At 68.6% G+C, this 24,899-nt stretch carries 29 protein-coding genes; 21 read left to right on the top strand and 8 right to left on the bottom strand.

Annotation, left to right across the window (positions count from 1 at the left end):
* Window position 1 precedes the first annotated feature (1 nt).
* A complete protein-coding gene (pyrF, locus tag IBJ82_RS04200) occupies window positions 2-823 on the top strand; it encodes an orotidine-5'-phosphate decarboxylase (RefSeq protein WP_056810566.1) in 822 nt (273 codons plus the stop codon).
* Window positions 824-974: 151 nt separating this feature from the next.
* Here the strand turns inward: pyrF and IBJ82_RS35275 are convergent, their stop codons facing one another.
* Entirely contained in the window at window positions 975-1,298 is a 324-nt protein-coding gene (locus IBJ82_RS35275) for a serine hydrolase (RefSeq protein ID WP_370585139.1), read from the bottom strand.
* A 300-nt stretch (window positions 1,299-1,598) separates the two neighbouring features.
* Here IBJ82_RS35275 and IBJ82_RS04210 point away from each other — a divergent pair, with 300 nt between their 5' ends.
* A complete protein-coding gene (locus IBJ82_RS04210) occupies window positions 1,599-1,739 on the top strand; it encodes a hypothetical protein (RefSeq protein WP_194824582.1) in 141 nt (46 codons plus the stop codon).
* Between the two features lie 4 nt (window positions 1,740-1,743).
* On the opposite strand, the gene IBJ82_RS04215 is transcribed toward IBJ82_RS04210, so the two are convergent.
* Window positions 1,744-2,088: a DUF6463 family protein gene (locus IBJ82_RS04215; RefSeq protein WP_228536427.1), complete on the bottom strand. Its 345-nt coding sequence runs from the start codon at window positions 2,086-2,088 to the stop codon at window positions 1,744-1,746.
* Between the two features lie 30 nt (window positions 2,089-2,118).
* Here IBJ82_RS04215 and IBJ82_RS04220 point away from each other — a divergent pair, with 30 nt between their 5' ends.
* The 7 genes from IBJ82_RS04220 (at window position 2,119) to IBJ82_RS04250 (ending at window position 9,155) form a co-directional block, all read left to right on the top strand.
* A complete protein-coding gene (locus IBJ82_RS04220; protein ID WP_194824584.1) occupies window positions 2,119-2,709 on the top strand; it encodes a TetR/AcrR family transcriptional regulator in 591 nt (196 codons plus the stop codon).
* A 348-nt stretch (window positions 2,710-3,057) separates the two neighbouring features.
* Window positions 3,058-3,378, top strand: coding sequence for an integration host factor, actinobacterial type (gene mihF / locus IBJ82_RS04225; RefSeq protein ID WP_194825168.1), 321 nt, complete (start codon window positions 3,058-3,060; stop codon window positions 3,376-3,378).
* Between the two features lie 6 nt (window positions 3,379-3,384).
* Entirely contained in the window at window positions 3,385-3,969 is a 585-nt protein-coding gene (gmk, locus tag IBJ82_RS04230; RefSeq protein WP_056810544.1) for a guanylate kinase, read from the top strand.
* Between the two features lie 27 nt (window positions 3,970-3,996).
* Window positions 3,997-4,275, top strand: a complete 279-nt coding sequence (gene rpoZ / locus IBJ82_RS04235) for a DNA-directed RNA polymerase subunit omega (protein ID WP_056810542.1) — start codon at window positions 3,997-3,999, stop codon at window positions 4,273-4,275.
* Between the two features lie 28 nt (window positions 4,276-4,303).
* Window positions 4,304-5,521, top strand: coding sequence for a bifunctional phosphopantothenoylcysteine decarboxylase/phosphopantothenate--cysteine ligase CoaBC (gene coaBC / locus IBJ82_RS04240; RefSeq protein WP_194824585.1), 1,218 nt, complete (start codon window positions 4,304-4,306; stop codon window positions 5,519-5,521).
* Between the two features lie 215 nt (window positions 5,522-5,736).
* Window positions 5,737-6,948, top strand: coding sequence for a methionine adenosyltransferase (metK, locus tag IBJ82_RS04245; protein ID WP_082844160.1), 1,212 nt, complete (start codon window positions 5,737-5,739; stop codon window positions 6,946-6,948).
* A gap of 14 nt (window positions 6,949-6,962) precedes the next feature.
* Window positions 6,963-9,155, top strand: coding sequence for a primosomal protein N' (locus IBJ82_RS04250; protein WP_370585140.1), 2,193 nt, complete (start codon window positions 6,963-6,965; stop codon window positions 9,153-9,155).
* 21 nt (window positions 9,156-9,176) lie between these two features.
* Here IBJ82_RS04250 and IBJ82_RS04255 read toward each other — a convergent pair whose 3' ends face one another.
* Entirely contained in the window at window positions 9,177-10,022 is an 846-nt protein-coding gene (locus tag IBJ82_RS04255) for an SDR family oxidoreductase (RefSeq protein ID WP_194824586.1), read from the bottom strand.
* 80 nt (window positions 10,023-10,102) lie between these two features.
* Between IBJ82_RS04255 and IBJ82_RS04260 the strand changes: the two genes are divergently transcribed.
* The gene (locus IBJ82_RS04260; protein ID WP_194824587.1) at window positions 10,103-10,690 is read left to right on the top strand and encodes a TetR/AcrR family transcriptional regulator; all 588 of its coding nucleotides are present in this window, start codon (window positions 10,103-10,105) and stop codon (window positions 10,688-10,690) included.
* Between the two features lie 64 nt (window positions 10,691-10,754).
* Here the strand turns inward: IBJ82_RS04260 and IBJ82_RS04265 are convergent, their stop codons facing one another.
* Window positions 10,755-11,156, bottom strand: a complete 402-nt coding sequence (locus tag IBJ82_RS04265; RefSeq protein WP_194824588.1) for a nuclear transport factor 2 family protein — start codon at window positions 11,154-11,156, stop codon at window positions 10,755-10,757.
* 42 nt (window positions 11,157-11,198) lie between these two features.
* Window positions 11,199-12,773, bottom strand: coding sequence for an HD domain-containing phosphohydrolase (locus IBJ82_RS04270; RefSeq protein WP_194824589.1), 1,575 nt, complete (start codon window positions 12,771-12,773; stop codon window positions 11,199-11,201).
* Between the two features lie 89 nt (window positions 12,774-12,862).
* Here IBJ82_RS04270 and IBJ82_RS04275 point away from each other — a divergent pair, with 89 nt between their 5' ends.
* The 6 genes from IBJ82_RS04275 (at window position 12,863) to IBJ82_RS04300 (ending at window position 18,686) form a co-directional block, all read left to right on the top strand.
* Window positions 12,863-13,540, top strand: coding sequence for a PadR family transcriptional regulator (locus IBJ82_RS04275; protein WP_194824590.1), 678 nt, complete (start codon window positions 12,863-12,865; stop codon window positions 13,538-13,540).
* A 62-nt stretch (window positions 13,541-13,602) separates the two neighbouring features.
* Complete coding sequence (locus IBJ82_RS04280; RefSeq protein WP_370585141.1) at window positions 13,603-14,622, top strand: esterase/lipase family protein; 1,020 nt, start codon at window positions 13,603-13,605, stop codon at window positions 14,620-14,622.
* Between the two features lie 75 nt (window positions 14,623-14,697).
* Window positions 14,698-15,237, top strand: coding sequence for a peptide deformylase (gene def, locus IBJ82_RS04285; protein ID WP_194824591.1), 540 nt, complete (start codon window positions 14,698-14,700; stop codon window positions 15,235-15,237).
* Window positions 15,237-16,160, top strand: a complete 924-nt coding sequence (gene fmt / locus IBJ82_RS04290) for a methionyl-tRNA formyltransferase (protein ID WP_194824592.1) — start codon at window positions 15,237-15,239, stop codon at window positions 16,158-16,160. The genes def and fmt overlap by 1 nt, the downstream gene beginning before the upstream one ends.
* Before the next feature lie 761 nt (window positions 16,161-16,921).
* Window positions 16,922-18,247, top strand: a complete 1,326-nt coding sequence (locus IBJ82_RS04295; RefSeq protein ID WP_370585202.1) for an RsmB/NOP family class I SAM-dependent RNA methyltransferase — start codon at window positions 16,922-16,924, stop codon at window positions 18,245-18,247.
* A 94-nt stretch (window positions 18,248-18,341) separates the two neighbouring features.
* Window positions 18,342-18,686 (top strand): MmcQ/YjbR family DNA-binding protein, encoded by a 345-nt coding sequence (locus tag IBJ82_RS04300; protein WP_194824593.1) that lies wholly within the window; start codon window positions 18,342-18,344, stop codon window positions 18,684-18,686.
* A gap of 23 nt (window positions 18,687-18,709) precedes the next feature.
* On the opposite strand, the gene IBJ82_RS04305 is transcribed toward IBJ82_RS04300, so the two are convergent.
* Both IBJ82_RS04305 and IBJ82_RS04310 read right to left on the bottom strand, forming a co-directional pair.
* Entirely contained in the window at window positions 18,710-19,618 is a 909-nt protein-coding gene (locus tag IBJ82_RS04305) for an RNA polymerase sigma factor SigF (protein WP_194824594.1), read from the bottom strand.
* Window positions 19,618-20,040 carry an anti-sigma factor gene (locus tag IBJ82_RS04310; RefSeq protein ID WP_056810513.1) on the bottom strand — a complete coding sequence of 141 codons (423 nt, stop codon included), beginning with the start codon at window positions 20,038-20,040 and terminating at the stop codon, window positions 19,618-19,620. Before IBJ82_RS04310 ends, IBJ82_RS04305 begins: the two co-directional genes overlap by 1 nt.
* A 99-nt stretch (window positions 20,041-20,139) precedes the next feature.
* Between IBJ82_RS04310 and rpe the strand changes: the two genes are divergently transcribed.
* Window positions 20,140-20,796, top strand: a complete 657-nt coding sequence (rpe, locus tag IBJ82_RS04315) for a ribulose-phosphate 3-epimerase (protein WP_194825172.1) — start codon at window positions 20,140-20,142, stop codon at window positions 20,794-20,796.
* Here rpe and IBJ82_RS04320 read toward each other — a convergent pair whose 3' ends face one another.
* Entirely contained in the window at window positions 20,797-21,267 is a 471-nt protein-coding gene (locus IBJ82_RS04320; RefSeq protein ID WP_194824595.1) for a hypothetical protein, read from the bottom strand.
* Between the two features lie 552 nt (window positions 21,268-21,819).
* Here IBJ82_RS04320 and IBJ82_RS04325 point away from each other — a divergent pair.
* From IBJ82_RS04325 to IBJ82_RS04340, 4 genes are all read left to right on the top strand, one after another.
* The gene (locus IBJ82_RS04325) at window positions 21,820-22,443 is read left to right on the top strand and encodes a riboflavin synthase (protein WP_194824596.1); all 624 of its coding nucleotides are present in this window, start codon (window positions 21,820-21,822) and stop codon (window positions 22,441-22,443) included.
* A 205-nt stretch (window positions 22,444-22,648) separates the two neighbouring features.
* A complete protein-coding gene (locus IBJ82_RS04330; RefSeq protein WP_194824597.1) occupies window positions 22,649-23,893 on the top strand; it encodes a bifunctional 3,4-dihydroxy-2-butanone-4-phosphate synthase/GTP cyclohydrolase II in 1,245 nt (414 codons plus the stop codon).
* A gap of 25 nt (window positions 23,894-23,918) precedes the next feature.
* A complete protein-coding gene (gene ribH / locus IBJ82_RS04335) occupies window positions 23,919-24,395 on the top strand; it encodes a 6,7-dimethyl-8-ribityllumazine synthase (RefSeq protein WP_194824598.1) in 477 nt (158 codons plus the stop codon).
* 2 nt (window positions 24,396-24,397) lie between these two features.
* Window positions 24,398-24,883 (top strand): PH domain-containing protein, encoded by a 486-nt coding sequence (locus IBJ82_RS04340; protein WP_370585203.1) that lies wholly within the window; start codon window positions 24,398-24,400, stop codon window positions 24,881-24,883.
* Window positions 24,884-24,899: the final 16 nt, after the last annotated feature.

Consider the following 24,899-nt stretch of genomic DNA (forward strand, 5'->3'; position numbering starts at 1 on the left):
CATGACATTCGGTCACCGGTTGCAGCAGGCCATGCGGCAGTTCGGGCCCGTGTGCGTCGGCATCGACCCCCATCCCGCCCTGCTGCGGGCTTGGGGGCTCACCGAAGACGTCGACGGGCTGGAGGCTTTCGCCGAGATCTGCGTCGAGGCCTTCGACGGTCGCGTCGCGTTGGTGAAGCCGCAGGTCGCGTTCTTCGAGACCTACGGGTCCGGCGGCATCGCGGTGCTCGAGCGCACCATCTCGGTGCTGCGGGCCTCGGGCACGTTGGTGCTGGCCGATGCCAAGCGTGGCGACATCGGCTCCACCATGGATGCCTACGCCCATGCCTGGCTCGGCGACGGACCGCTGGGTTCGGACGCTGTGACGGTGTCGCCGTATCTCGGTTTCGGCTCCCTCGACCCGGCCCTGAGCCTGGCGAAGGACAATCACCGTGGGGTGTTCGTGCTCTCGGCGACCTCGAATCCGGAAGGGGCGCAGCTGCAACGGATCACCGCCGCGGACGGGCGCACCATCGCGCAGACGATGGTCGACGAGGCCGCGGCCCGCAATGCCGGGTCCGGTTTCGGCTCCGTCGGCGTGGTCGTCGGGGCGACGCTCACCGAGGCGCCCGACCTGTCGGCCCTCAACGGCCCGATCCTGATGCCCGGCGTCGGCGCGCAGGGCGGGGGAGCGGACTCCATCCGCGCCCTGGTCACCGAGGCGAACTTCGCCGCCGCCGTACCGGCGGTGTCACGCGAGGTTCTCAACGCGGGCCCGTCGGTGACGGCGCTGTGCGACAAGACGGCTCAGTTGCAGGAGGAGTTCGCCTTCCTGCAGCGCTGATGAACGCCATGGCGGGGCCGGGGCAGCGACAGGCTGCCCCGGCCTCGTTGTCGTCGGCGGCCACAGCCGGATCACGCGAGACAGTAGGCGGCGGTGACCGTGACGAACAGCGATGGTGCGTCCGACGAAGCCGCTGAGCCGCGAACCATCGTCAGCGAGCGGCCGTCGGTCGATCGGAACGCGTAGGAGACGTAACCGAGCAGTTCACCGCGGTCGGCGCCACACGGTGGTTCGAAACGCTGCAGGCCGAGGCTGTAGTGGAACCCATGCCCATCGGAACCGTCTCACGCATCCGGTCCAGCGCGACCCTGCCCTCCTCGACGAGTTGCAGCACGACGGTGGCGACGAAGGTCTTGGTGATACTGCCGATCCGGAACCTGCTGTGCGGTCCCGGCGCGCTCGCCTGTCGGGCGGCGCTGCCTTCGTGGTGCCATTTCGCGCCGCTGCTCGCCGTCGGAGACGCGCCACAGCACATCGGTGTCGTTCCAGCGCGCCGCGGCCTCGACCGTATCCCTGACGACTCGCCATCGTGCCGTCACGAGGACCCGGGCAGTCACCAGTGTGGCTGTCGGCACGGTGCCCACAAGGACCACGACGGCCCGAAACAGTCTCTGTCGCATATCTTTCGACGCTAGGCCCGCGTACGGCCCGCAGCGATGGTCTGCGCCCCGAAACCGGGGTGCGGAAAACCCCACCCTCGACCTGAGGTCGCTTCGCACCGACCGGTTGGTCGACGCTACTGATCGCGAACCCCCGCCTACCTAGCGTCGAAAGGATGGAAACGACAGGGAATTCGACCGAACTGACCGACATCGCGGGTTGGGCGGTACAGCTGATGGAACAGCTCGGTGGATCTTCACCAAGTTGCGTGCTCGCCATCCTGCAGCACCTGCGGGCGGGTGCGGCGCAGGGGTGAGCACTCAGGCCGCGACCCGCTCGTTCCTGGCTCGCCACCAGCCGTAGACGCCGACGCCGAGGGGCAGCAGCACCGTCATGAACCCCGACACCGGCATGAACGCCAGCCCGAACATCGTGACCGCGCCGAGCGCGAGCAGCACCGCGCCGGGCACGTAGCCCAACGCACGCTCCAGCGTGATCATCGCGATGCCGAAACCGATGCTGACCACGCCGAACTCGGTGAACCAGAACGTGAGCTCGACGTCTTGATCGGCGATGACGAACAGTGCGACGCCGAGGGCGGTATGCACGGTGCCGATGAAGGTGAGCAGCGCGCCGGCGAGCGGAAATCTAGTTTTTGAATCCATATTCATAAACTGTGCCACTAGGCTGATCCGGTGGCAAGACCCCGCCTTTTCACCGACGATCAGGTGCTCGACGCGGCCCGAGACCTGCTCACCGATCCCGCCGTCACCCGTCCCGCCATCACGGCGATCAGCGCCGCCGCCGGCGTGCACTCCGGGTCGATCTATGTGCGTTTCGCCTCACGTGACGAACTGCTCGCCCGCCTGTGGCTGCGGTCGATCCGCCGGTTCCACGAGGGCTTCGTCGCGGCGCTGACCGGCCCCGCGCCGCTGCTGTCCGCCGCCAGGTTTCTGCCGCGCTATTGCCGCGCGCACCCGACCGAGGCGCGGGCAATGAAGATGTTCCATCACGACGAACTTCTCGACGTCGGCCCGGACGATCTGCGGGCTGCGATCGCGGGTGTCAACGACGAGATGAACGCCGCCCTGCTGACCGCCGTCGTGACCGAATTCGGCGCCGCCGACGACCGCTCGCTGGCCGTCGCGGGTGCTGCCGTGAAGGCGATTCCGTACGGCCTCGTCCGCGATTACATCGCCCGCGCGGCCCCGATTCCGGACTGGATCGACGACGTTGTGGCGACCGCCTCGGGTGCGGTTCTCGACCAGTTTCGGGCCCGATCGTGACGACACGCTGTACGAAATCGAGCGACACGCGGGCTTTTTCAGGAAACCCCCTGGTCGCGCGCCACCGGGTTTGCCAGGGTGGCACGCGCCCCTCGCGCTACCTGGTGGCTATCATCGCCCATATCGGTATAACCGCAGGTGAGGATACATTTCAATAATTCGACTGTACGATCGTGACCAAGGAATCACCCGTCACCGCATCGGGTCCGCGCGCGCCATACGGCATCCGTAATCCGGCCCTGACCTGGGGGTCGGGTTCGCAATCGGCGCGCACCGTGGGTACGGTCGCACAGACCGTCCGGGTAACCGGCGGTAGATCTGGCAATGAACGATGAGACGGAGGAACCCGTGGCCCTTCCCCAGCTGACCGATGAGCAGCGCGCCGCTGCTCTGGAGAAGGCGGCTGCCGCTCGCCGCGCTCGGGCAGAGCTCAAGTCGCGCCTGAAGAGTGGTGGAACGAACTTGAAGCAGGTCCTCACCGACGCCGAGTCCGATGAGATTCTCGGCAAGATGAAGGTTTCTGCGCTGCTCGAGGCTCTGCCGAAGGTAGGCAAGGTCAAGGCGGCGGAGATCATGACCGAGCTGGAGATCGCGCCTACGCGTCGTCTCCGTGGTCTCGGTGCCCGGCAGCGCGCCGCGCTGCTCACCCGCTTCGACTTCGACGCCTAAATTCTGGTGGACAAAAACACGCGGAAGGGCCGACTGGTAGTACTGGTCGGCCCCTCGGCCGTGGGTAAATCCACGGTCGTGCGGTGCGTGCGGGAACGCCTGCCCGAACTGGTTTTCAGTGTGTCGGCCACGACTCGGGACCCCCGTCCCGGCGAGGTCGACGGTCTCGATTACCGCTTCGTTTCCCGAGTCGAGTTCGACGCCATGATCGCGGCGGACGAGCTGCTCGAATGGGCAGACATCCATGGGGGGTTGCAGCGATCGGGCACCCCCGCCGCCCCGGTGCGAGAAGCGCTGGCGAGCGGACTTTCAGTACTGATCGAAGTCGACCTGGCCGGTGCACGGTCGGTCCGGCAGGCGATGCCGGAGGCACTTCTGGTGTTTCTCGCGCCGCCCAGCTGGGAAGAACTGGTCTCGCGGTTGCGTTCGCGCGGCACCGAGACGCCCGAGGTGATCGAGCGAAGGCTCGAGACGGCCCGGGTCGAATTGGCGGCCTGTGACGAGTTCGACACGGTCATCGTGAACAGCGAGGTAACGACCGCTTGCGAGCAGTTGGTATCGTTGTTCGTTAGCACAAATTCGAGTTCTTGACCCACTAACCCGCAGGAGCCACCCCTAGTGAGCACGGACATCACCGCAGTACCCGCGTACGACACCCCGATCGGCCTCACCAACCCCCCGATCGACGAGCTGCTCGAGCGCACGTCCTCCAAGTACGCCCTGGTGATCTACGCGGCCAAGCGCGCCCGCCAGATCAACGATTACTACAACCAGCTCGGTGACGGCATCCTCGAGTACGTCGGCCCGCTCGTCGAGCCGGGTCTGCAGGAGAAGCCGCTGTCGGTCGCTATGCGCGAAATTCACTCCGACCTGCTCGAACACACCGAGGGCGAGTGACAATCTCTACTCCGGAGGCGTAAAGACCATGCGGATCGTCGTCGGGGTCGGCGGGGGCATCGCCGCCTACAAGGCGTGTGCCCTCGTTCGCCGTTTCACCGAGACCGGACACCAGGTGCGGGTCATTCCCACCGAGTCGGCTCTCCAGTTCATCGGTAAGGCGACCTTCGAGGCGCTGTCCGGTCAGCCGGTGCACACCACGGTGTTCGCCGACGTGCCCGAGGTGCCGCATGTCCGGATCGGCCAGGAGGCCGATCTCGTCGTCATCGCCCCCGCCACCGCAGATCTGATGGCGCGCGCCGCACAGGGGCGCGCCGACGATCTGCTCACCGCCACCTTGCTGACGGCTCGATGTCCGGTGCTGTTCGCGCCCGCGATGCACACCGAGATGTGGGAGCATCCGGCGACGGTGGCCAATGTCGCGACTCTGCGCGCGCACGGCGCCAACGTGATGGAACCCGCCTCGGGCCGGCTCACCGGCACCGATACGGGTCCGGGACGGCTGCCGGAGCCGGAGGAGATCTTCGGTCTCGCCTCGCTGCTGCTCGAACGTGCCGACGCGCTGCCGCGTGACCTGACCGGTCGCCGCGTGGTGATCACCGCCGGTGGTACGAGGGAACCCCTCGACCCGGTGCGCTTCCTCGGCAACCGCAGCTCCGGCAAGCAGGGCTATGCCCTGGCCAGGGTCGCCGCCCAGCGTGGCGCCCAGGTGACGCTGATCGCGGGCAACACGATCGAGCTCGCGCCGCCCGCCGCGGTCGAGCTGGTCCACATCACCACCGCCGACCAGCTCAAGACCGCGGTCGACAAGCACGCGCTCGGCGCCGACGCGGTGATCATGGCGGCCGCGGTCGCCGATTTCCGTCCGACCCACGTGGCCGCTGCGAAGATCAAGAAGGGCGCCGACGAACCCGACGTGATCCCGCTGACCAAGAACGAGGACATCCTCGCCGGCTTGGTCGACGCCCGCACCGAGGGACGGCTCGCCGGTACCGCGATCGTCGGTTTCGCCGCCGAGACCGGTGACGACAACGGCGACGTGCTCACCCACGCGCGCTCGAAACTGGCACGCAAGGGTTGCGATCTGCTCGTGGTCAACGCGGTCGGCGAGGGCAAGGCGTTCGAGGTCGACACCAACGATGGCTGGTTGCTCGGCGCCGACGGCACCGAGCAGGCCCTCGATCACGGCTCGAAGGCGCTGCTGGCCAGCCGGGTGCTCGACGCGCTGATTCCGCTGCTGCCCTGACCGGGGGATTCGCGTAGATTTCGCGCGAAAACGGTTGTGCGGCAACGAGGGTCGTGCAGTTTACCGTCCGAGTAGGTGTTCGCGGTGTGGCTTGGCGCTTACTCGCCACCATGTCGGTGGTTTGGAATAGTCTTGATGAGAAGGGTTGCGCGGTAGCACCGAGAAGTTACCGTCACAAGCCGAACGAGTAACCCGTTGAGGGAGAGGGAAGAACTGTGCGTACGACAGGTAGTCGGCTATTCACCAGTGAGTCCGTGACCGAAGGTCATCCGGACAAGATCTGTGACGCGATCAGCGATTCCATCCTCGACGCATTGCTCGCGGAGGACCCGGGCAGCCGCGTCGCGGTGGAAACCATGGTCACCACGGGGCAGGTCCATGTCGCGGGCGAGGTCACCACCTCCGCCTACGCCGACATTCCGCGGATCGTGCGCGAGAAGGTCCTCGAGATCGGATACGACTCCTCCGCAAAGGGATTCGACGGCAACTCCTGCGGTGTCAACATCGCGATCGGTGCCCAGTCTCCCGATATCGCCCAGGGTGTCGACACCTCGCACGAGGCGCGCGTCGGCGGTTCCGACGACGCGATCGAGCGCCAGGGCGCCGGCGACCAGGGCCTGATGTTCGGCTACGCGACCACCGACACGCCCGAGCTGATGCCGCTGCCGATCGCGCTCGCGCACCGGCTCTCGCGCAAGCTCACCGAGGTCCGCAAGTCGGGTGTGCTGCCCTACCTGCGCCCCGACGGCAAGACCCAGGTCACCATCGAATACGACGGTGACCGCCCGGTCCGTCTCGACACGGTCGTCATCTCCACCCAGCACGCCGCCGATATCGACCTCGACAACCTGCTCGCCCCCGATATCCGCGAGAAGGTCGTCGACGCCGTCATCGGCGATCTGAACCTGCCCAGCCTCGACACCTCCGATATCCGACTGCTGGTCAACCCCACCGGCAAGTTCGTCCTCGGTGGTCCGATGGGTGACGCGGGCCTGACCGGCCGCAAGATCATCGTCGACACCTACGGCGGCATGGCCCGCCACGGTGGTGGCGCGTTCTCCGGCAAGGACCCGTCGAAGGTCGACCGCTCGGCCGCCTACGCCATGCGCTGGGTCGCCAAGAACGTCGTGGCCGCCGGCCTCGCGGATCGCGTCGAGGTGCAGGTCGCGTACGCGATCGGCAAGTCGGCCCCGGTCGGTCTGTTCGTCGAGACCTTCGGTACCGAGAAGGTCGACCCGACGCGCATCTCCACCGCCATCTCCGAGGTCTTCGACCTGCGTCCGGGCGCGATCATCCGCGATCTCGACCTGCTGCGCCCGATCTACGCGCCGACCGCGGCCTACGGCCACTTCGGCCGCACCGATGTCGACCTGCCCTGGGAGCACACGGACCGCGCCGACAAGCTGCGCGCGGCCGTCGGCCTGTAATACCCACGGACCGCGTGGCAGCGGACGAAACATCGAAGGCAGCGGGACACCCCATCGCGAGGGTGCTCCCGCTGCTTTCGCCTGCCCACCTCGACCGCGACTTCGATTACCTCGTCCCCGCCGAACTAAACGAGATCGCCCAACCCGGCGTGCGCGTGCGCGTCCGTTTCGCCGGTCGCCTCGTCGACGGATACCTGCTGGAACGTCTCCCGCGCAGCGATCACAACGGCAAGATGATGCCGCTCGAACGGGTCGTCTCGCCGGAACGCGTGCTCGCCCCGGAAATTCTGCGCCTGGCCACCGCCGTCGCCGCCCGCTATGCGGGGACGCGCGCCGACGTCCTTCGTCTGGCCATTCCACCGCGCCACGCTCGGACCGAAACCGGCGGCACCAAGAAGGCCGACACCGCTTCGAAAGCGGCATCTGTGACGGAAGTCGTTGATGCCGAAGAAGATTCGTCGTCAGACGTCCTTGCCGAGGCCGGCGGGAACGGCTCGGGCGAATCGGCCGCAGCAGCGGGCGGGGCTAGAGCGGATCAGCCGGATGCGCCGACTGCGGAGGTTCGGCTCGATTCGACACCCGAAAAGCCCGCAGCCCAATCGCGCGTCGAGGTCGATGCTTCGGCGTGGGGCCGATATGTGCACGGCCTGGCCTTTGTCGACGCGCTGGCGCACGGCAAGGGTGCGAGGGCGGCATGGCAGGCATTGCCGGGGGAGGACTGGGCGGCGCGGCTGGCGGAGTTGGCGGCGACGGTCGTGGCGAGTGGGCGCAGTGCCGTGTTGATGGTGCCGGATCAGCGCGATCTCGATCGATTGCTCGCCGAATGTGTTGCGCTGGTCGGTGATTCGGCCGTCGGGCTGTCGGCGGGGCTGGGTCCCGCGGCGCGGTATCGGCGGTGGCTGGCGGTATTGCGTGGGCAGGCGCGGATCGTGGTAGGGACGCGGGCGGCGGTGTTCGCCCCAGCGCGGGACCTCGGACTGATCGCGATCTGGGACGACGGCGACGACACCTACGCCGAACCGCGGTCCCCGTATCCGCATGCTCGTGAAGTGGCGATGCTGCGGGCGCACGAGACGGGTGCGGCGTTCGTCGCCGCAGGTTTCGCGCGGACCGCCGAGATCCAAGCGGTGGTCGAATCCGGTTGGGCACGTGATCTTCTCGCCGAACGTCAGGTATTGCGCGAGGTGACGCCGCGGATCAGCGCGCCCGGTGACAGCGATTTCGCGCTGGAGCGCGACGCGCTGGCGCGGTCGGTGCGGATGCCCGGTGTCGCGTTCGCGGCCGCGCGCTCCGCGATCAAGGAGAACGTGGCGGTGCTGGTGCAGGTGCCTCGGCGCGGGTACGTTCCGTCGCTGGCCTGCGCGAAATGTCGCACGCCTGCCCGCTGTCGGCACTGCAACGGTCCGTTGGCGCTGCCGCAGTCGGCCAACGGTGAAGCGGCGAGCCCCCATTGCAAGTGGTGCGGGATCACCGAAGCCGCGTTCCGCTGCCAGGCGTGCGGTGCGCGAGCTCTGCGGGCGACGGTGATCGGCGCGGCCCGGACCGCCGAAGAACTCGGTCGCGCCTTCGCCGGGGTACCGATCCGCACCTCGGGGGGCGGGGAGGTGCTCGACACCGTCGAACCGGGCGCTCAGGTGGTCGTCGCCACCGTCGGGGCCGAACCGCTCGTGCAGGGCGGTTACGGCGTGGCCCTGCTGCTCGACGGATGGGCGCTGCTCGGCCGCGCCGACCTGCGCGCGAGCGAGGACACCTTGCGCCGCTGGATGGGCGCGGCGGCCCTGGTGCGGCCTCGCGGGCAGGTCATCGTGATGGCCGAACCCTCCCTGCCCACCGTCCAGGCGCTGGTCCGGTGGGACCCCGTCAACCACGCCGCCGCCGAACTCGAAGCCCGCGCCGAGGTCGGCTTCCCGCCCGCGGTCCGCCTCGCCGCCGTCGACGGCACCACCGCCTCGATCGCCGAATTACTCGACGCCACAACCCTTCCCGACGGTACCGAGGTTCTCGGCCCCGTCCCCCTGCCGCCCACGGCCCGCAAACCGTTCTCCGGCGCCGACTCTCCCGCTGAGGTCGAGCGCATGCTCCTGCGCGTGCCCCGCTCGGATGGCGCGCCCCTCGCCCGCGCACTCACCGCCGCCCAAGCGGTTCGCAGCTCTCACCGCTCCGATGCTCCCCTTCGCGTCCAGATCGACCCTGTCGACATCGGCTGACCGGGGCGCCCGGCACCTCGGTCAGGCGTACATCGCTCGATGGCCCCGCGCCCACTGCGTGTAGGCGGTGGCCGGTCGGCCGAGAACCCTCTCGATATCGTCGCTGACCCGCAGCTCATCCGGTGTCGGCGTGCCGAGGATGGTCAGGGTGTGGTCGGCGACCGGCTCTGGCATGAAGCGGAGCATGTTCTGTTTGGCTTGGTCGGAGGTGAGTTCGATGAAGGCGATCGGGATGTCGATCGCTTCGGCGAGTGCCGCCGCTTGGTCGCGAGGGGTGACCACGGCGGGACCGGTCAGGGTGTAGGCGCGGGCGTGGTGGCCGTCTTCGCGGAGGGCGGCCGCGGCTACGGCCGCGATATCGGCGGGGTCTACGGCGGGAAGGCCGACATCGCCGAAGGGCGCCGGGACGATACGCCGGGTGCGGATCGGCTCGATCCACGCGAAGGTGTTGGAGAAGAACGCGCCGGGTCGCAGCGCCGTCCACTCCAGGCCGGACTCGGCGAGTGCCTGTTCGAAGGCGATCGTTCTGGCGTAGCCGTCGGAGCGGGGGCGGGTCACCGCGCCTTGCGAGGACACGAAGACGACTCGGCGCACGCCGGCGTCCGCGGCGGTCTTCAGCAGCAGCGCCGGGTCGGGGCCGGTCATGAGCTGCTCCCCGGTGATCAGCAGGAACAGCGCGTCGGCGCCGAGTAGCGCGGGGGAGAGGCTGTCGAGATCGCCCAGGTCGGCGACCGCGTGTTCGACGCCTGCGGGCAGGTCGACGGGACGAGTACCTCGGGAGACGGCCCTGACCTGCTCACCCGCGTCAGCGAGTAGTCCGACCAGGGTGCTGCCGATGTTGCCGGTCGCTCCGGTGACGACGATCATGTGAATCCTTAGTTAGTTAGCTGACTTACTTGCTGAACAGAACGTATCCCATCGGGCATCAGCTGTCTATAGTTAGTTGCATGACTAAATCGGACGCGCAGGTCAGCCCCAAGATCGGGAAGCAGGAACGGCTGGTCCAGGCGGCGATGCGGGTGTTCTACCAGCAGGGCATCGAGAAGACGACGATCGCCGATATCGCGCGCGAGGCCGACGTACCGGTCGGCAATGTCTACTACTACTTCAAGACCAAGGACCAGTTCGTCGCCGCGGTCATCGAGCTGCACGCGCAGGTGCTGACCGGAGCTGTCACCGAGTTCGCCGAGCTGCCGGGGCCCGCCGAGCGATTGAAGGCGATGGTGCGCAGCTGGGTCGACCAGCGGGAGATGGCGGCGCGATACGGGTGCCCGTTCGGCTCGTTGGCCGCCGAGCTCGACAAGCGGGAGGACGCCTTCCGCGGCGAGCCTGCGCGCGTGATGGGCCTGCTCGTGGACTGGGCACGCACGCAGTTCGCCGAGCTGGGGCGCGCCGATGCCGCCGAGCTCGCGATCGCGTTCGTTGCTGCCTATCAGGGAATCTCCCTGCTCACCAACACCTTCCGCGACCCGGAGCTGATGGTCACCGAGGGCGCGCGGCTGGCGCGGTGGATCGACGAGCTGGGTGCGCGGTAGGCGCGGTGGCGTCGCGGCGCCCGGCCGGTGCGCGCCCGGGCGTCGACTCGGGTATGCGGCGGTCTCAGGCGCAATCGCCGGGCTGCCAGCCCGAGCACAACAGGTCGATGCCGGTGATCGTGCCGTTGTCGGTGGTGAGGAAAACGCGCTGCTCGGCGACGCGGGTGGCGCCGTTGGCGGGTCGCATGCGGACCAGCCAGTGCATCGCGAGCTTGTCGCCGATGCGTCGTTCGCGGCCGGAATCGACGACGGCGAAATCGTCGGGACCGCCGAACCAGCCGCGGAAGCGCTCGATCGTCGGATCGGGGCCGGTCGCGGTGAACGGGCCGGGCGGGATCAGGCCGCGCAGCGTGACCTCGGGGGCGAGGTAGGTCGTCATGGTGGCGAAGTCGCGCTGGATCAGCGCGGCGAGAAACAGGTCGGCGACCGAGGCGGTCGTCTGCGGGGTGGGGGTCGAAGTAGTCATGGGAAAAGTCTGCGACCTGCGCGGATATCGAACATCGGGTGATCACCCGATCTTTGCGGTCTGATCCTCGTCGGGGAGCAGCCCGTGGCGCATCGCGAAGACCGCGGCCGAGCCGCGGCTGTGCACGCCGATTTTGGTGTAGATGTGCTCGACATGGCTGCCCGCCGTGCGCGGGCTGATACCGAGGGCCTGGGCGATCTCGCGGGTCGACCGACCGCGCACGAGCAGGGCCAGCACATCGAGTTCACGGGCGGTGAGGCCGGCGATCTGCGCGCGTTTGCGTGGACGTCGGCCCTGTGCCGCGGCCAGGACCGCGGCCACGGCGTCACCGTCCAGCCTGCCCGCGGTCACTTCGGCCCGCAGGATCTCGGCTCGTTCGTCGGGATCGATGGCTGGTCGGTGTGGCCGCTGCTCGCCGAGCGCGCGAAACATCTGCGCGGCGGCGAGAATGCGCGCGCCGGGCGGCAGCATCGACCCGGTGAGTCCGCGCGGATAACCGGATCCGTCCATCCGTTCGTAGACCATCGACGCCGGTCCGGCGAGCGCGGCCAGGTGCGGACTGCGTGCCAGCACCCGCTCGGTCAGATACGGAACCATCCGCACCCGTTCGCGTTCGGATGCGGTCAGTGGTCCCGGTTTGTTCCAGATCCCCGTCGAGACGCCGATGGTGCCGAGGCGACATACCAGGGCCGCCCGCCGCACCGTGTCCGCCTGATCGGCGGGCAGGCCGTACTCGCGCGCCGCGGCGGCGGCCAGGTCGGCGACGGCGCGCGAATGACCGAGGAACCAGGTGGCTTTCGCGTCGGAGTAGTCGGCGAAGACGGTGAGGACGTCGGTGAGTTCGTCGTCCGCGATCGGTCTGTCGAGTGCCGCGCAGCCGTCGATCACCTGCTGCCAGGCATCGACGCGGTCGAGTCCGTCGAGCAGTGCCCCGTCGTCGCGGGTGCACAGTTCGACCAGGGTCGGATCGAACTCGGTTCCACTGCGCGACCGCAACATTCGCAGCGCGGCGTCGACACCGCCGACCCGGGCATGGACTTCGGCGTCGTCGGCGATGTGCACCACGCGCATCACCGGGATGATCGCGTCGCCGCACAAACCGCCGGGAACGCCGTGGCCGTCCCACCGTTCGAAGGCTTGCGGCAGCGCCGACTTGACTGCGTCGGGCAGGTCGAGCCGTTCGGCGATGTCGGCGGCGGTACGGCAGTGGGTGAGGAACGAGTCCATCGTGTCGCGCACGCCGCCCGCGAGGAAGCGGCCGGTCACCGAGATCCGTCGCAACGGAGACGCGCCTTCGGCGAGATGCCCGAGCAGGAACGCCATCATCGGCAACCCGGTCTTGTCGATGTCGTAGCTGTCGGCCCGGATCCGCAGGTCGTCGCCGAACCAGCGCGCCATCTCGGGGGAGTCCGCGACACAGCCGACCCAGGCCAGTAGTGAGACGTAGTAGGCGGCTGCCCGATCGGCCTGAGACAGTCCTGCGGCCTCCGCCAGTCGGACGGCGAGAACGGTCTGACGCAGGACGTGTTCCTGCGGCTGGCCGAGCCCGAGGTCGGTGGCCAGTGACAGCGAGGCGACCAGTTCGGCGAGCCGAAGAGGCCGGGACGGGTCCGTCATGGTGAATTCAGATTACTCCTTGCGTTCGATGCATTGCCGATATATCGTCGATAGTGTCAAGATAAACGAGAGAGCCACAGGAGGCTGTCATGCATAACCAAGAACAACGAGAATCCGGACACTTCCGGCGCGGTCGTGGACCGGGCCCCCGGGAATTCGGTCCCGACCGGCAGCGGTTCCGCCACGGCGGGCGACATGGGCACGGCCCCGAGTTCGGACCGGGCTTCGGCCCAGGTTTCGGGCCAGGTTTCGGCCCCGGCTTCGGTCGTGGACGCGGCCGCGGTGGTCGTGGCAGGCGCGGTGACGTGCGGGCCGCGGTGCTGCTGCTGCTCGTCGGGCGCCCCATGCACGGCTACGAGCTGATCCAGCAGATCCGCGATCGCAGCGACGATGTCTGGCGCCCGAGCCCAGGGTCCATCTACCCGGCATTGGCCCAGCTCGAGGACGAGGGCCTGGTGCTCATCGAGAAGGTTGCCGGTCGCAAAACCGCGCAGCTCACCGACGAGGGCAAGGCCTATGTCGAGACTCATCGGGAGGATCTCGGTGACCCGTGGGCCGAGGTCAAGCAGGATGTCGGCGCTCAGGCGCTGGACCTGCGCGGTCTGGTCGGACAGGTGATGGGCGCGGTCGGTCAGGTGGCCCAGGTCGGCACGGCGCAGCAGGCGGCGAAGGCGGCCGAGGTGCTCGCCGAAACCCGTCGGGCGCTGTACCGGATCCTCGCCGAAGACGATGTCATTTCCGAGGGCGACGCAACCCCCGAGAAGTGAGGGCGTCGTGAACGCCCTTCCCGGCGTGCGGTTGTCGAGCCCATGGAGTAATTGTTTGGGGCATGGAACAACTGGGAACGTTGTGGGGTTGGGGAACATCACTATTGCGCGGAGCGGTGTCGGTCACGGCACTCGCCTGCACGGCGGTGATCGGTGTGTCGTTCGCGCCGATCGCCGCCGCTGAACCGGCGAATTTTCGGCCGGCTGTCATTCCGATGGAGGCGGGTCCGTCGCAGGCCGATCATCTGGACGCCGCCCATTACATCAAGGCCCATCCGAACTCGGTTCCGGTGGGGCTCAACAACTTCGGGTGTACACCCACCGCCGAGCATCCGCGGCCCATCGTGTTGGTGCACGGCACCGATTCGAGTGCGTACTCCGACTGGGCGGGAATCGGACCGCAACTGGTGTCGGCGGGCTACTGCGTCTTCGCGCTGAACTACGGCGGGGCGCCGGGCGCCGACACCTACGGCACCGAGGACATGCGGATCAGTTTCACCCAGCTGGCCGGGTTCGTCGACGATGTCCTGGTCGCGACCAAGGCGACCAAGGTCGATCTGGTCGGATTCTCGCAGGGGGCCACCGTCAGCCGGTTCTACGTCAACAAGCTCGGGGGCGCGCCGAAGGTCGGGACCTGGGTCGGCCTCGCCTCACCCAGCTACGGCGGGGTCATGTACGGACTGGTTCCGGTGGGGCAGGCGATTCCCGGCATGATGGATGTCTTCGCGAAGGTCACCTCGACGGCCGCGGTCCAGCAGGCACAGGGCGAACCGCTCATGGTGGAGCTCAACGCGGGCGGCGACACCGTGCCCGGTGTCCGTTACGTCACCGTCGGCAGTCGGGTCGACGAGATGATCCAGCCGTTCTCGAACATCGCCTTGCGCGGCGCGGGTGCGGAGAACCTCGTCCTCCAGGACCTGTGCGCCGACAACCTGACCGGCCACTTCCACCTGGTCTACGACCCCTTCGTGCAGCAACTGCTCCAGCGCGTCCTCGACCCCGTCCGGGCACCCGCTCCGGTCTGCGCGCCGGTCCCGCTCGGCACCGGCATCCCCGAGGTGATCATCGCGGGCAACTCCTGACGGCCGGGCTGGACGGAAGCGCCTGGCGGGGTCACTAGACTGGGACGACCGCATTCGTCCTCCCCGGGAGCCACCGTGACCATTCAGCCCGTTCGCCTGTTCGGCGACCCGATCCTGCGCTCGCGTGCCGACGCGGTCACCGAGTTCGGTCCCGACCTCGCCAGCTTGGTCGCCGACCTCACCGAGACCATGCACGACGACGGCGGGGTCGGGATGGCCGCGCCGCAGATCGGGGTCGGGCTGCGGGTGTTCGTCTACGACACCGGCGACGCCGCGGGGCACGTGGTGAATCCGGAATGGTCGGCCGTCGGGGCCGACGAACAGGTCGGCCCGGAGGGCTGCCTGTCGATTCCCGGCGTGCGTTACGACGTGCGCCGGGCATCGCGCGTTCGGGTCACCGGCGTCGACATCACCGGTGCGCCGGTGGAATTCGAGGCCGAGGGTCTGCTCGCGCGTTGCGTACAGCACGAACACGACCACCTCGACGGCGTGCTGTTCATCAACCGGCTCGAACCGGCCGACCGTAAGGACGCGATGCGCACCATCCGCGAATCCGACTGGTTCCGCGGCGGAATCACTGTGCGCGAATCCAGCGGCGTCGGCGGTGGTCGCTGATGCGCCTCGTTTTCGCGGGCACGCCCGAACCCGCGGTGCCGTCACTGCGCAGGCTGATCGAGAGCGAAGGCCACGAGGTCGTCGCGGTGGTCACCCGGCCCGACGCGGTCGCGGGCCGTGGCCGCAAGATCATGCGCTCGCCCGTGGGCCTGCTCGCCGACGAACACGGCATTCCGGTGTTCACGCCGCATAAGCCGTCCGAGCCCGAATTCGTCGCCGCGCTCACCGAGCTCGCGCCGGACTGTTGCCCGGTCGTCGCCTACGGTGCGCTGCTGCCGCAGCAGGTGCTCGATATCCCCGCGCACGGCTGGATCAATCTGCACTTCTCGCTGCTGCCCTCCTGGCGTGGGGCGGCGCCCGTGCAGGCGGCCATCGACGCGGGTGACGACATGACCGGCGCGTCGACCTTCTTGATCGAGGCGGGCCTCGACACCGGCCCGGTGTACGGAGTGATGACCGAGAAGATCGGGCTCACCGACACCGCGGGCGAGCTGCTCGCCCGGCTGGCCGATGCGGGCGCCGTGTTGCTGGAGAAGACCCTGGACGGAGTGGAAGACGGTTCGCTGCAAGCGATTCCGCAATCTCACGACGGCGTGTCCTACGCACCGAAGGTGACCGTGGAGGCAGGGCGGATCGGATTCGACGAACCCGCCCTCGCCATCCACCGCCACATCCGCGCCGTCACCCCGGCGCCCGGTGCGTGGACCGAGGTGAACGGGCTGCGCCTCAAACTCGGCCCGGTGGAAATGGTGGAGGAAACCTTGCCCGAACGCGAGATCGAGGTGCGCAAGTCCGGCGTATTCGTCGGTACATCGACCACAGCGGTCCGCCTGGGGCAGGTCCAACCGCCCGGCAAGAAGATGATGAATGCCCTCGACTGGGCCCGCGGCGCCCGCCTGACTCCCGGCACGGTGATCGGATGAGCGCCTCCGACCGCCGCCGACGTCGCGACGCCGACGCGGCGAAGGGCATCACGTCCCGCGACGATCGCAAGCCCACCGGAAAAACGGGTGAGCAGCGGGGCAGCAGCCCCCGCGACGACCGCAAGATCACCGGCAAGAACGTCGACGGCGGCTGGGCCGCCCGCGCCGCGAAGGGCACCACCACCCCGCGCGCGGACGGCGACCGTTGGACCGGCCGCGACGACCGCGGCGGCTCCGATCGACCCCGTCGCGACGACGGCGGCTATCGCTCCGGCACACCCCGCCGCGCGGACGACCGCCCCGGTTTCACCCGCGGCGCGCAGGGCCGTGACGCCGGCAACCAACGCGGCGACGCCCCGCGCTCCGGCGCGCCCCGCCGCGAAGACGACCGTCCGGGTTTCGGCCGTGGCGCGAACGACCGTGCGCAAGGCCGTGACGCCGGCAGCCGGCGCGAGGACGCTCCGCGCTCCGGTGCCCCTCGCCGCGAGGACGACCGTCCTGGTTTCGGCGGCGCGAACGACCGGGCGCAGGGTCGTGACACGGCTGACCAACGTGGTGATCGTGCCGGACGCTCCGGCGCGGGACGTGCCGACCGCGGCACCTCCCGTCCCGACCGCGGTGCGCGTGAAGGAGATGCGCGAAGCCGAGGCGCAGGCAGTCGCGATGCTGGTGCGGGACCGGCGGCCAAGGCCGCTACTCAGCGTCGTCCCGAGCGGCCCGATCCCAGCGTGCCCAGTCCGCGCAAGCGGCGCGGCGAGCCGGTGGATCCGGCGCGTGAGGTCGCCCTCGACGTACTGCGGGCGGTGCGTGAGCGCGACGCCTATGCGAACCTCGCGCTGCCGAAGCTGTTGCGCGAGCGCAAGATCAGTGGGCGCGACGCCGCGTACGCGACCGAGCTCACCTACGGCGCGAGCCGTTCGCAGGGGCAGCTCGACGCGGTGATCTCGGCATGCGCGGGCCGCCCGGTCGACGAGATCGACGGCCCCATCCTCGATATCCTGCGCCTCGGGGTCTACCAGCTGCTGCGAACCCGTACCAGCGCGCACGCCGCCGTCGACACCTCCGTCGACCTGGCCAGTGCCGAATTCGGCCAGGGCCGTGCCGGTTTCGTCAATGCCGTCCTGCGTCGGGTGGGGGAGAAGACCGCCGAGCAGTGGATCACCGAGTTGGCCCCGGCCGACCCGGTCGGCAAGCTCGCCTTCGAACACGCGCACCCCAAGTGGATCGCCCAGTCCTTCGCCGACGCGCTCGGCGCGCAGGCGGGCGAGCTGGACGAACTCCTGGCAGCCGACGACGAGCGGCCGGTCGTGCACCTGGTCGCCCGGCCCGGCGAGATCACCTCCGAAGAGCTGGCGCTGGTCACCGGCGGCGAAGAGGGCCGCTGGTCGCCGTACGCGGTGTATCTCGACGGTGGTGATCCCGGCCTGCTGGAACCGGTCCGCGACGGCATCGCCTCGGTCCAGGACGAGGGCAGCCAATTGGTCGCGCTCGCCCTCACCCGCGCGCCGCTGGAAGGCGAGGACAAGGGTCGCTGGCTCGACCTCTGCGCAGGACCCGGCGGGAAGGCGGCCTTGCTCGGCGCACTCGCCGCGATCGACCTGTTCACCGTCGACGCCGTGGAACCCACCGAGCACCGCGCCGAGCTGGTCCGCAAATCCACCAGGAACCTGCCCGTCACCGTGCACGTCGTCGACGGCCGCGACAGCGGGCTGACCCCCGGCTACGACCGCGTTCTGGTCGACGCGCCGTGCACCGGCCTCGGTGCGCTGCGCCGGCGCCCGGAGGCGCGCTGGCGTCGCACCCCGGCCGACGTGGCCGAACTGGTCACCTTGCAGCGTGAACTTCTCATCGCCGCGTGGGATCTGGTGCGTCCGGGCGGTGTCGTCGTGTATTCGACCTGCTCACCGCACCTCGCGGAAACGGTGTCGGTGGTCGCCGATTTCGTCCGTCGCACCGGCGCCGAAGAACTCGACAGCCGCGAGTTCCTGCCCGGCGTCACCGATCTCGGCGACGGCCCGTCCGCGCAGCTCTGGCCGCACCGCCACGGTACCGACGCCATGTTCCTGGCGACCCTGCGCAAGAAGTAGCCCCGCGCGAACACACGGCGCCGTTCCCACACCGGGAGCGGCGCCGTTCCATTCGTCCAAGCGGGTGACGATCGCCGCGGTGCAGAATCGACGTATGGCGATGACATGGGAGCAGGTGGTCGCGGTGGCGACGGCGCTGCCGGGTGTGGAGGAAGACACCTGGTGGCGCAGTCCCGGCCTGAAGGTGAGCGGAAAGGGCTTCGCACGGTTACGTGTTGAAGCGGAAGGCGGCTTGGCGTTGCTCTGCGAGCTCACGGAGAAGCAAGCGCTGCTCGCCTCCGGCGATCCGGCGTTCTACACGACCCCGCACTACGACGGGCACCCGTTCGTTCTCGTCGACCTCGCCGCGGTCGATCCGCGACAGCTCGCCGAGCTGATCGATAGCGCCTGGTGGCTGCGCGCACCCGCGAAGCTTCGGCGTGCAAGGCAGGGCGCGTAGGGGACTCCGTTGTCCCGCCGGCGTCAGTCCCGTTCGGACAATTCACGCAGGCGTGCAAGGGTTTTCGCGAGAATCCGCGATACGTGCATCTGCGAGATCCCCAGCTGCGAAGCGATCTGTGTCTGCGTCATGGACTCGAAGAACCGCATGGTGAGAATGCGGCGCTCACGTTCGGGCAGGCCCGCCAGGAGCGGGCGCACCGCGATGTACTCCTCGACCCGGTCGAACTGCGATTCCTCCTCGCCGAGGGTGTCGAGCAGCGACGCATCGCTGTCGCGCCCGATCGAGGCGGCGTCGATCGACGTCGGCTGATAGGCGTTGCCCGCGATGACCGCCTGGGTGACCTCGTCGGGGTCGACATCGAGTTCGGCGGCGATCTCCTTGGCGGTGGGGGAGCGCCCCAGTCGCTGCGAGAGCTGATCCACCGCCGCGCCGATGCGCAGGTGGGTCTCCTTGACGCGCCGCGGAACCCGCATCGCCCAGGTGTTGTCCCGGAAATACCGCCGGACCTCGCCCATGATCGTCGGCACCGCGAAGGACAGGAAGTTCGAGCCCCTGCTCAGATCGAACCGATCCACCGCGTGCACCAGACCGACCCGCGCCACCTGCGACAGATCGTCGAACGGCTCACCGCGCCCGCTGAACTTGCGCGCGATGTGGTCGGCCAGCGGGATGCAGCGGTTGATCAGCGCGTCACGCGCCACCACGTGCGCCACGCTGCCCGGCTCGGTCGCCGCGAGACGCTCGAACAGGGCGCTGACGTCGTCGTACCCGGATACCGGCTCGGGAGTTTCGGTCTCGTCCTCGAGCGGTTCCTGCTCGAGGACTTCTTTGTCCGGTTCAGCGGCCTTGTCCGATTCCGCGGCAGGGGAGTCGGCTTTGTCGGGTTCGCTGAGACTGTGCTGGTCGGGCTTGTTGTCCTCGCCGTGCACTACGCCTTCCCCCGGACCCGTCGAAATCGAACCGTCGTCGGGTACCCGGACACGCCGGCGTCGAAATCCTGCTGCTCGGCAGTCACCTCGTCGCACAGCGTGCGCAGCACATGCCACCCGAAGCTGCGCTGATCCGGCATGCCCTGCGATCCCGCGACACCGTCGACGCGGACCTGCAATTCGGTGTCACCGACGAGGAATTCGCAGGTGAGTAGCGTATCGGGGGCGGCGATCGCGATCAGGGTCGAGCACACCTCGTCTACGGCCAGTCGCACGTCGGCTACCTCGTCGAGGGTGAAATCACTGAGTAGTACCAGTGTTTCGGCCAGTCCGCGCACGATTGGCAGCTGCGTCAGCTGGGCTGCCACACGAATCTCCACCGGGGCGCCGAAGGGCCCATGTTCCGCCGAAAAATTGGTCACCCTCAGAAGGCTACCCATATCCCGGCAGGGCAATCACCATCGCCGTCGCTACACTGGCGCGCTGTGTCCACTCCGACGTTCTCCCGTCCGTCCAAGCCGATGATCGCCCCGTCAATCCTGTCCGCGGACTTCGCGAACCTGGCCGCCGAGGCCGCGGCTGTCGAAGGATGCGATTGGCTCCACGTCGACGTCATGGACGGCCACTTCGTGCCGAACCTCACATTGGGTCTGCCGATCGTGCAGAGCCTGCTGAAGGCCACCGACATCCCGTTCGACTGCCACCTGATGATCGACGATCCGGGCCGCTGGGCGCCGAGCTACGCCGAGGCGGGCGCCTACAACGTCACCATCCACGCCGAGGCCACCGATGATCCGATCGCGGTGGCGCGTGATATCCGCGCCGCGGGCGGCCGGGCCGGGCTGTCGGTGAAGCCGAACACCCCGATCGAGCCGTACCTGGAAATCCTGCGCGAATTCGACACCCTGCTGGTGATGAGCGTGGAACCCGGATTCGGCGGGCAGTCGTTCCTTCCCGGCGTGCTGGAGAAGGCGCGGATCGTGCGCAACCTGGTGGACTCGGGTGAGCTGCACCTGGTCGTCGAAATCGACGGCGGCATCAACGACGACACCATCGAGCAGGCCGCCGCGGCCGGTATCGACTGTTTCGTGGCTGGGTCGGCGGTCTACAACACCGCCGATCCCGGTGCCGCCGTGCAGACGCTGCGCAACCTGGCCGCGTCGGTCTGGCTGCCCTAGCTACAGGGCGCGGAGTTTGCGGGTGCCCAGCGCACGCGCCGCGTCGATGACGGCCTGCACCGGCGGCCGGTGGTCGCCGGATTCGGGTTCCTGCACCCAGGTGCGGTAGCCGGTGCGCTCGTCGTCGGGGGAGGGCAACACGATCTGGCTGCCCGCGCAGGCGACGGTCGCGTAGAGGCGGAACAGTTCGGCCGAGGCGGTCGCGGTGACGGAGTCGGGTCGGCACGGGCCGGTGAGGAACGTCCAGCGCCGGGCACGGGGGTGATCGACGACCGGACCCGCGATCGCGGCCTCGCGCAGCTTGGCCTGCACTCGCTCGCCCAGGTCGCCGGGCATGGTCACCGCGCCGTAGTGCGCGCCGATCTGGAGCAGAATGCGGCGGGAATCGAAATCGATCTTGGCCGGCAGATGCAACTCGCGCCGATAACGCACGCAGCGCATTTCCAGCGTCGAATCGATCAATGTGCTCATGCGGCACCCCCACATATCGCGAACCTGTTGTAACCCACAGTGTTGTCTTCCTGGAGTGGTGGACTATCCCTGGGGCGAACACCCGGTGGCAACGGCGCTCCGGGCGATGATGTCGGGGAGAACCCGCAGTTCCAGGCCCCGACATCTGGTTGAACAGCAGGAATCATTGACGTAACAATATTGCGTCAATGGTGCGGGGGGCGCAAGCATTCCACTCACCGTGTTTCCAGTTCGTGATGGCGGGGTATTGCCAGGTTAAGGCCGCCGGATGAATGCAGGGGGCCGGTTCACCGAAAATTGGATTGAACGACAACCGCCGGGATGATTAACGGCGGTGTTGCGTCATGTCGATACACCTTCGCCGCCGAATCGATGCCCTGTCGATCGGTTCCGGTGGCCGAGTGCTGCCCCCGGTCGGGTTCGGCCCCCGGCCCGGGCTCACCGGCCGCGCTACTAGGCTGTGCGACGAGCTGGGCGGACGCGTGGGAATAGCGGCCACCCACCTGCTGTTGGGCCCAACGGGTACGGATGACGCGACAAGGGAGTTCAGGCATGTTCACAGGGATCGTCGAGGAGCTCGGCGAGGTCGTGGCCACCGAAGCGCTGACCGACGCCGCCCGGTTGACGATCCGCGGCAAGCTGGTGACTTCCGATGCCGGACACGGCGATTCGATCGCCGTCAACGGCGTCTGCCTCACCGTGGTCGACGTGGTCGACGGCGACAGCTTCACCGTCGACGTCATGGACGAGACGTTGAAGCGCTCGAGCATCGGCGGCCTCGTCACCGGATCGCCGGTCAACCTCGAGCGCGCGGCCGCGCTGAACAGCCGCCTCGGCGGCCACCTCGTGCAGGGCCACGTCGACGGCACCGGCACGGTGCTGCGCCGCAGTCCGTCGGAGAACTGGGAGGTCGTGCGGATCTCGCTGCCGGATTCCATCGCGCGCTATGTGGTGGAGAAGGGCTCGATCACCGTCGACGGCGTCTCCCTCACCGTCTCGGCTCTCGGTATCGACGACGAACCCGGTGCCGACGGAAGCCGTGATTGGTTCGAGGTCTCCCTGATCCCGACCACCCTCGCCCTGACCGTCCTCGGCACCGCCCCCGTCGGCGCCACCGTCAACCTCGAGGTGGACGTCATCGCGAAGTACGTAGAACGCCTCGCCCAACGAGGCTGACACCGATCGGCGCCAGGCCTCACCGAACACGCCGGGACCACACCGTAATGTAAGAGTCATTGCCATCCCGGGACAGCTTCTCGGCCGCCTCGATCTGGACTGACCAGAGGGTGCGACGAAGGAGTGCCCGCCGGGAGGGAAGATCGAGGCCCACCGGGCCGAGAAACCCGCGGCCCCGGCCGCCAAATATACGGAGCAAGCAGACGTGACCAGGTTGGACAGCATCGAGCGCGCGGTCGCCGATATCGCGGCCGGCAAGGCTGTTGTCGTCATCGACGACGAGGACCGGGAGAACGAAGGCGATCTCATCTTCGCGGCCGAGAAGGCCACCCCGGAGCTGGTCGCGTTCATGATCCGCTACACCTCCGGCTACATCTGCGTGCCGCTGACCGCCGACGACTGCGACCGCCTCGGCCTGCCGCCCGCGTACGCGATGAACCAGGACAAGCACGGCACCGCCTACACCGTCTCGGTGGACGCGCGTGAGGGCATCACCACCGGCATCTCCGGCGCCGACCGGGCCGTCACCATGCGCTTGCTGGCCAGTGCCGAGGCCAAGGCCGACGAATTCACCCGCCCGGGCCACGTGGTGCCGCTGCGCGCCAAGGACGGCGGCGTGCTGCGCAGGCCCGGTCACACCGAGGCCGCGGTCGATCTCTCCCGGATGGCTGGACTGCGTCCCGCGGGCGTGATCTGCGAGATCGTCAGTCAGAAGGACGACGGGCACATGGCCCGCACCGACGAACTGCGCGTGTTCGCCGACGAGCACAACCTGGCGATGATCTCGATCGCCGACATGATCGCCTGGCGGCGCAAGCACGAGAAGCATGTCGTGCGGGTGGCCGAGGCCCGGATCCCCACCGCGCACGGCGACTTCAAGGCCGTGGGTTACCAGAGCATCTTCGACGACGCCGAGCACGTCGCGCTGGTGCGCGGCGACATCGGCGACGGCGAGGACGTGCTGGTGCGCGTGCACTCGGAGTGCCTGACCGGCGACGTCTTCGGTTCGCTGCGTTGCGATTGCGGTCCGCAGCTGGACGCGGCGCTCGAGATGGTCGATCAGGAGGGGCGCGGCGTCGTCCTCTACATGCGCGGGCACGAGGGCCGTGGCATCGGCCTGATGCACAAGTTGCAGGCCTACCAGTTGCAGGACACCGGTCGCGACACCGTCGACGCCAACCTCGATCTCGGCCTGCCCGCCGACGCTCGTGACTACGGCACCGGCGCGCAGATCCTGGTCGACCTCGGTATCCGCTCGATGCGCCTGCTCACCAACAACCCGGCCAAGCGGGTCGGCCTCGACGGCTACGGCCTCGCGATCACCGAGCGCGTTCCGATGCCGTTGCGCGCCAATGCCGAGAACCTGCACTACCTGCGCACCAAGCGCGATCGCATGGGCCACGACCTGGTCGGCCTCGACGATCTCGACCTCGGGGAAACCGCGCAGTGATCACCACTTCGGAAAGGCAGTAACGATGAGCGGCACGGGTGTTCCGTCCTTCGCTTTGGCGCAGGCCAAAGACGTCAAACTCGGCATCGTCGCCTCGCGCTGGCACACCGAGATCTGCGACACCCTGGTGGCGAATGCCGAACGGGTGGCCAAGGACGCCGGCGTCGAACATGTGACCGTGGTGCGTTGCGCCGGTGCGATGGAGTTGCCGGTCGTCGCGCAGGAACTGGCGCGCACCCACGACGCTGTCGTGGCGCTCGGCGTCGTGATCCGTGGTGGCACACCGCATTTCGAGTATGTCTGTGATGCGGTGACGGCCGGGCTGACCCGGGTGTCGCTGGACGCGGCCACCCCCGTCACCAACGGCGTGCTCACCACGAACGACGAGGAGCAGGCGCGCGATCGGGCCGGGCTGCCCGGTTCGTCGGAGGACAAGGGCGAGCAGGCGTGTGCCGCTGCCCTCGATGCCGCGCTCACGTTGCGCGCGCTGCGATCGGTGTGACCGTGCCGGTGGTGCGGACGTGGCGTCGCGGTGCTCCCGAGCCCGATACGGGCTGGGAGTTCGAGGTGCGTCCGCGCCGGGCGATCCGCACCGCCATCGTGGTCGCGATCGTCATCCTCGTCGCCTTCACCGCGGGTGGGCTGCTGCTGCGCACCGGGTCGACCGGGGTGAACTTCCGGGTCGCCGATCAGGTCGCGATGATCCTGATCGGCGTGGTCGGTGCGGGCGCGGTACTGATGCTCACCCGGCCGCGAGTCCGCGTGGGTAGCCAGGGTATCGGGGTACGCAACATCCTGGGCGAGCAGGTGTACCCGTGGGCCTACATCCGCGGCGCGTCCTTCCCGGACCGCAAGGCGTGGGCCCGCCTCGAACTGGCCGATGACGATTACGTCCCGATGCTGGCGATCCGTTCCAACGACAAGACCCACGCCGCCGACGCCATCGAGCGCGTCCGCGAACTCGGCGCCCGCTACGCCCCGCAGGACTGAACTTCGCCGATCGTCG

This window comes from Nocardia sp. XZ_19_231, assembly GCF_015355705.1.
GTDB lineage: Bacteria > Actinomycetota > Actinomycetes > Mycobacteriales > Mycobacteriaceae > Nocardia > Nocardia salmonicida.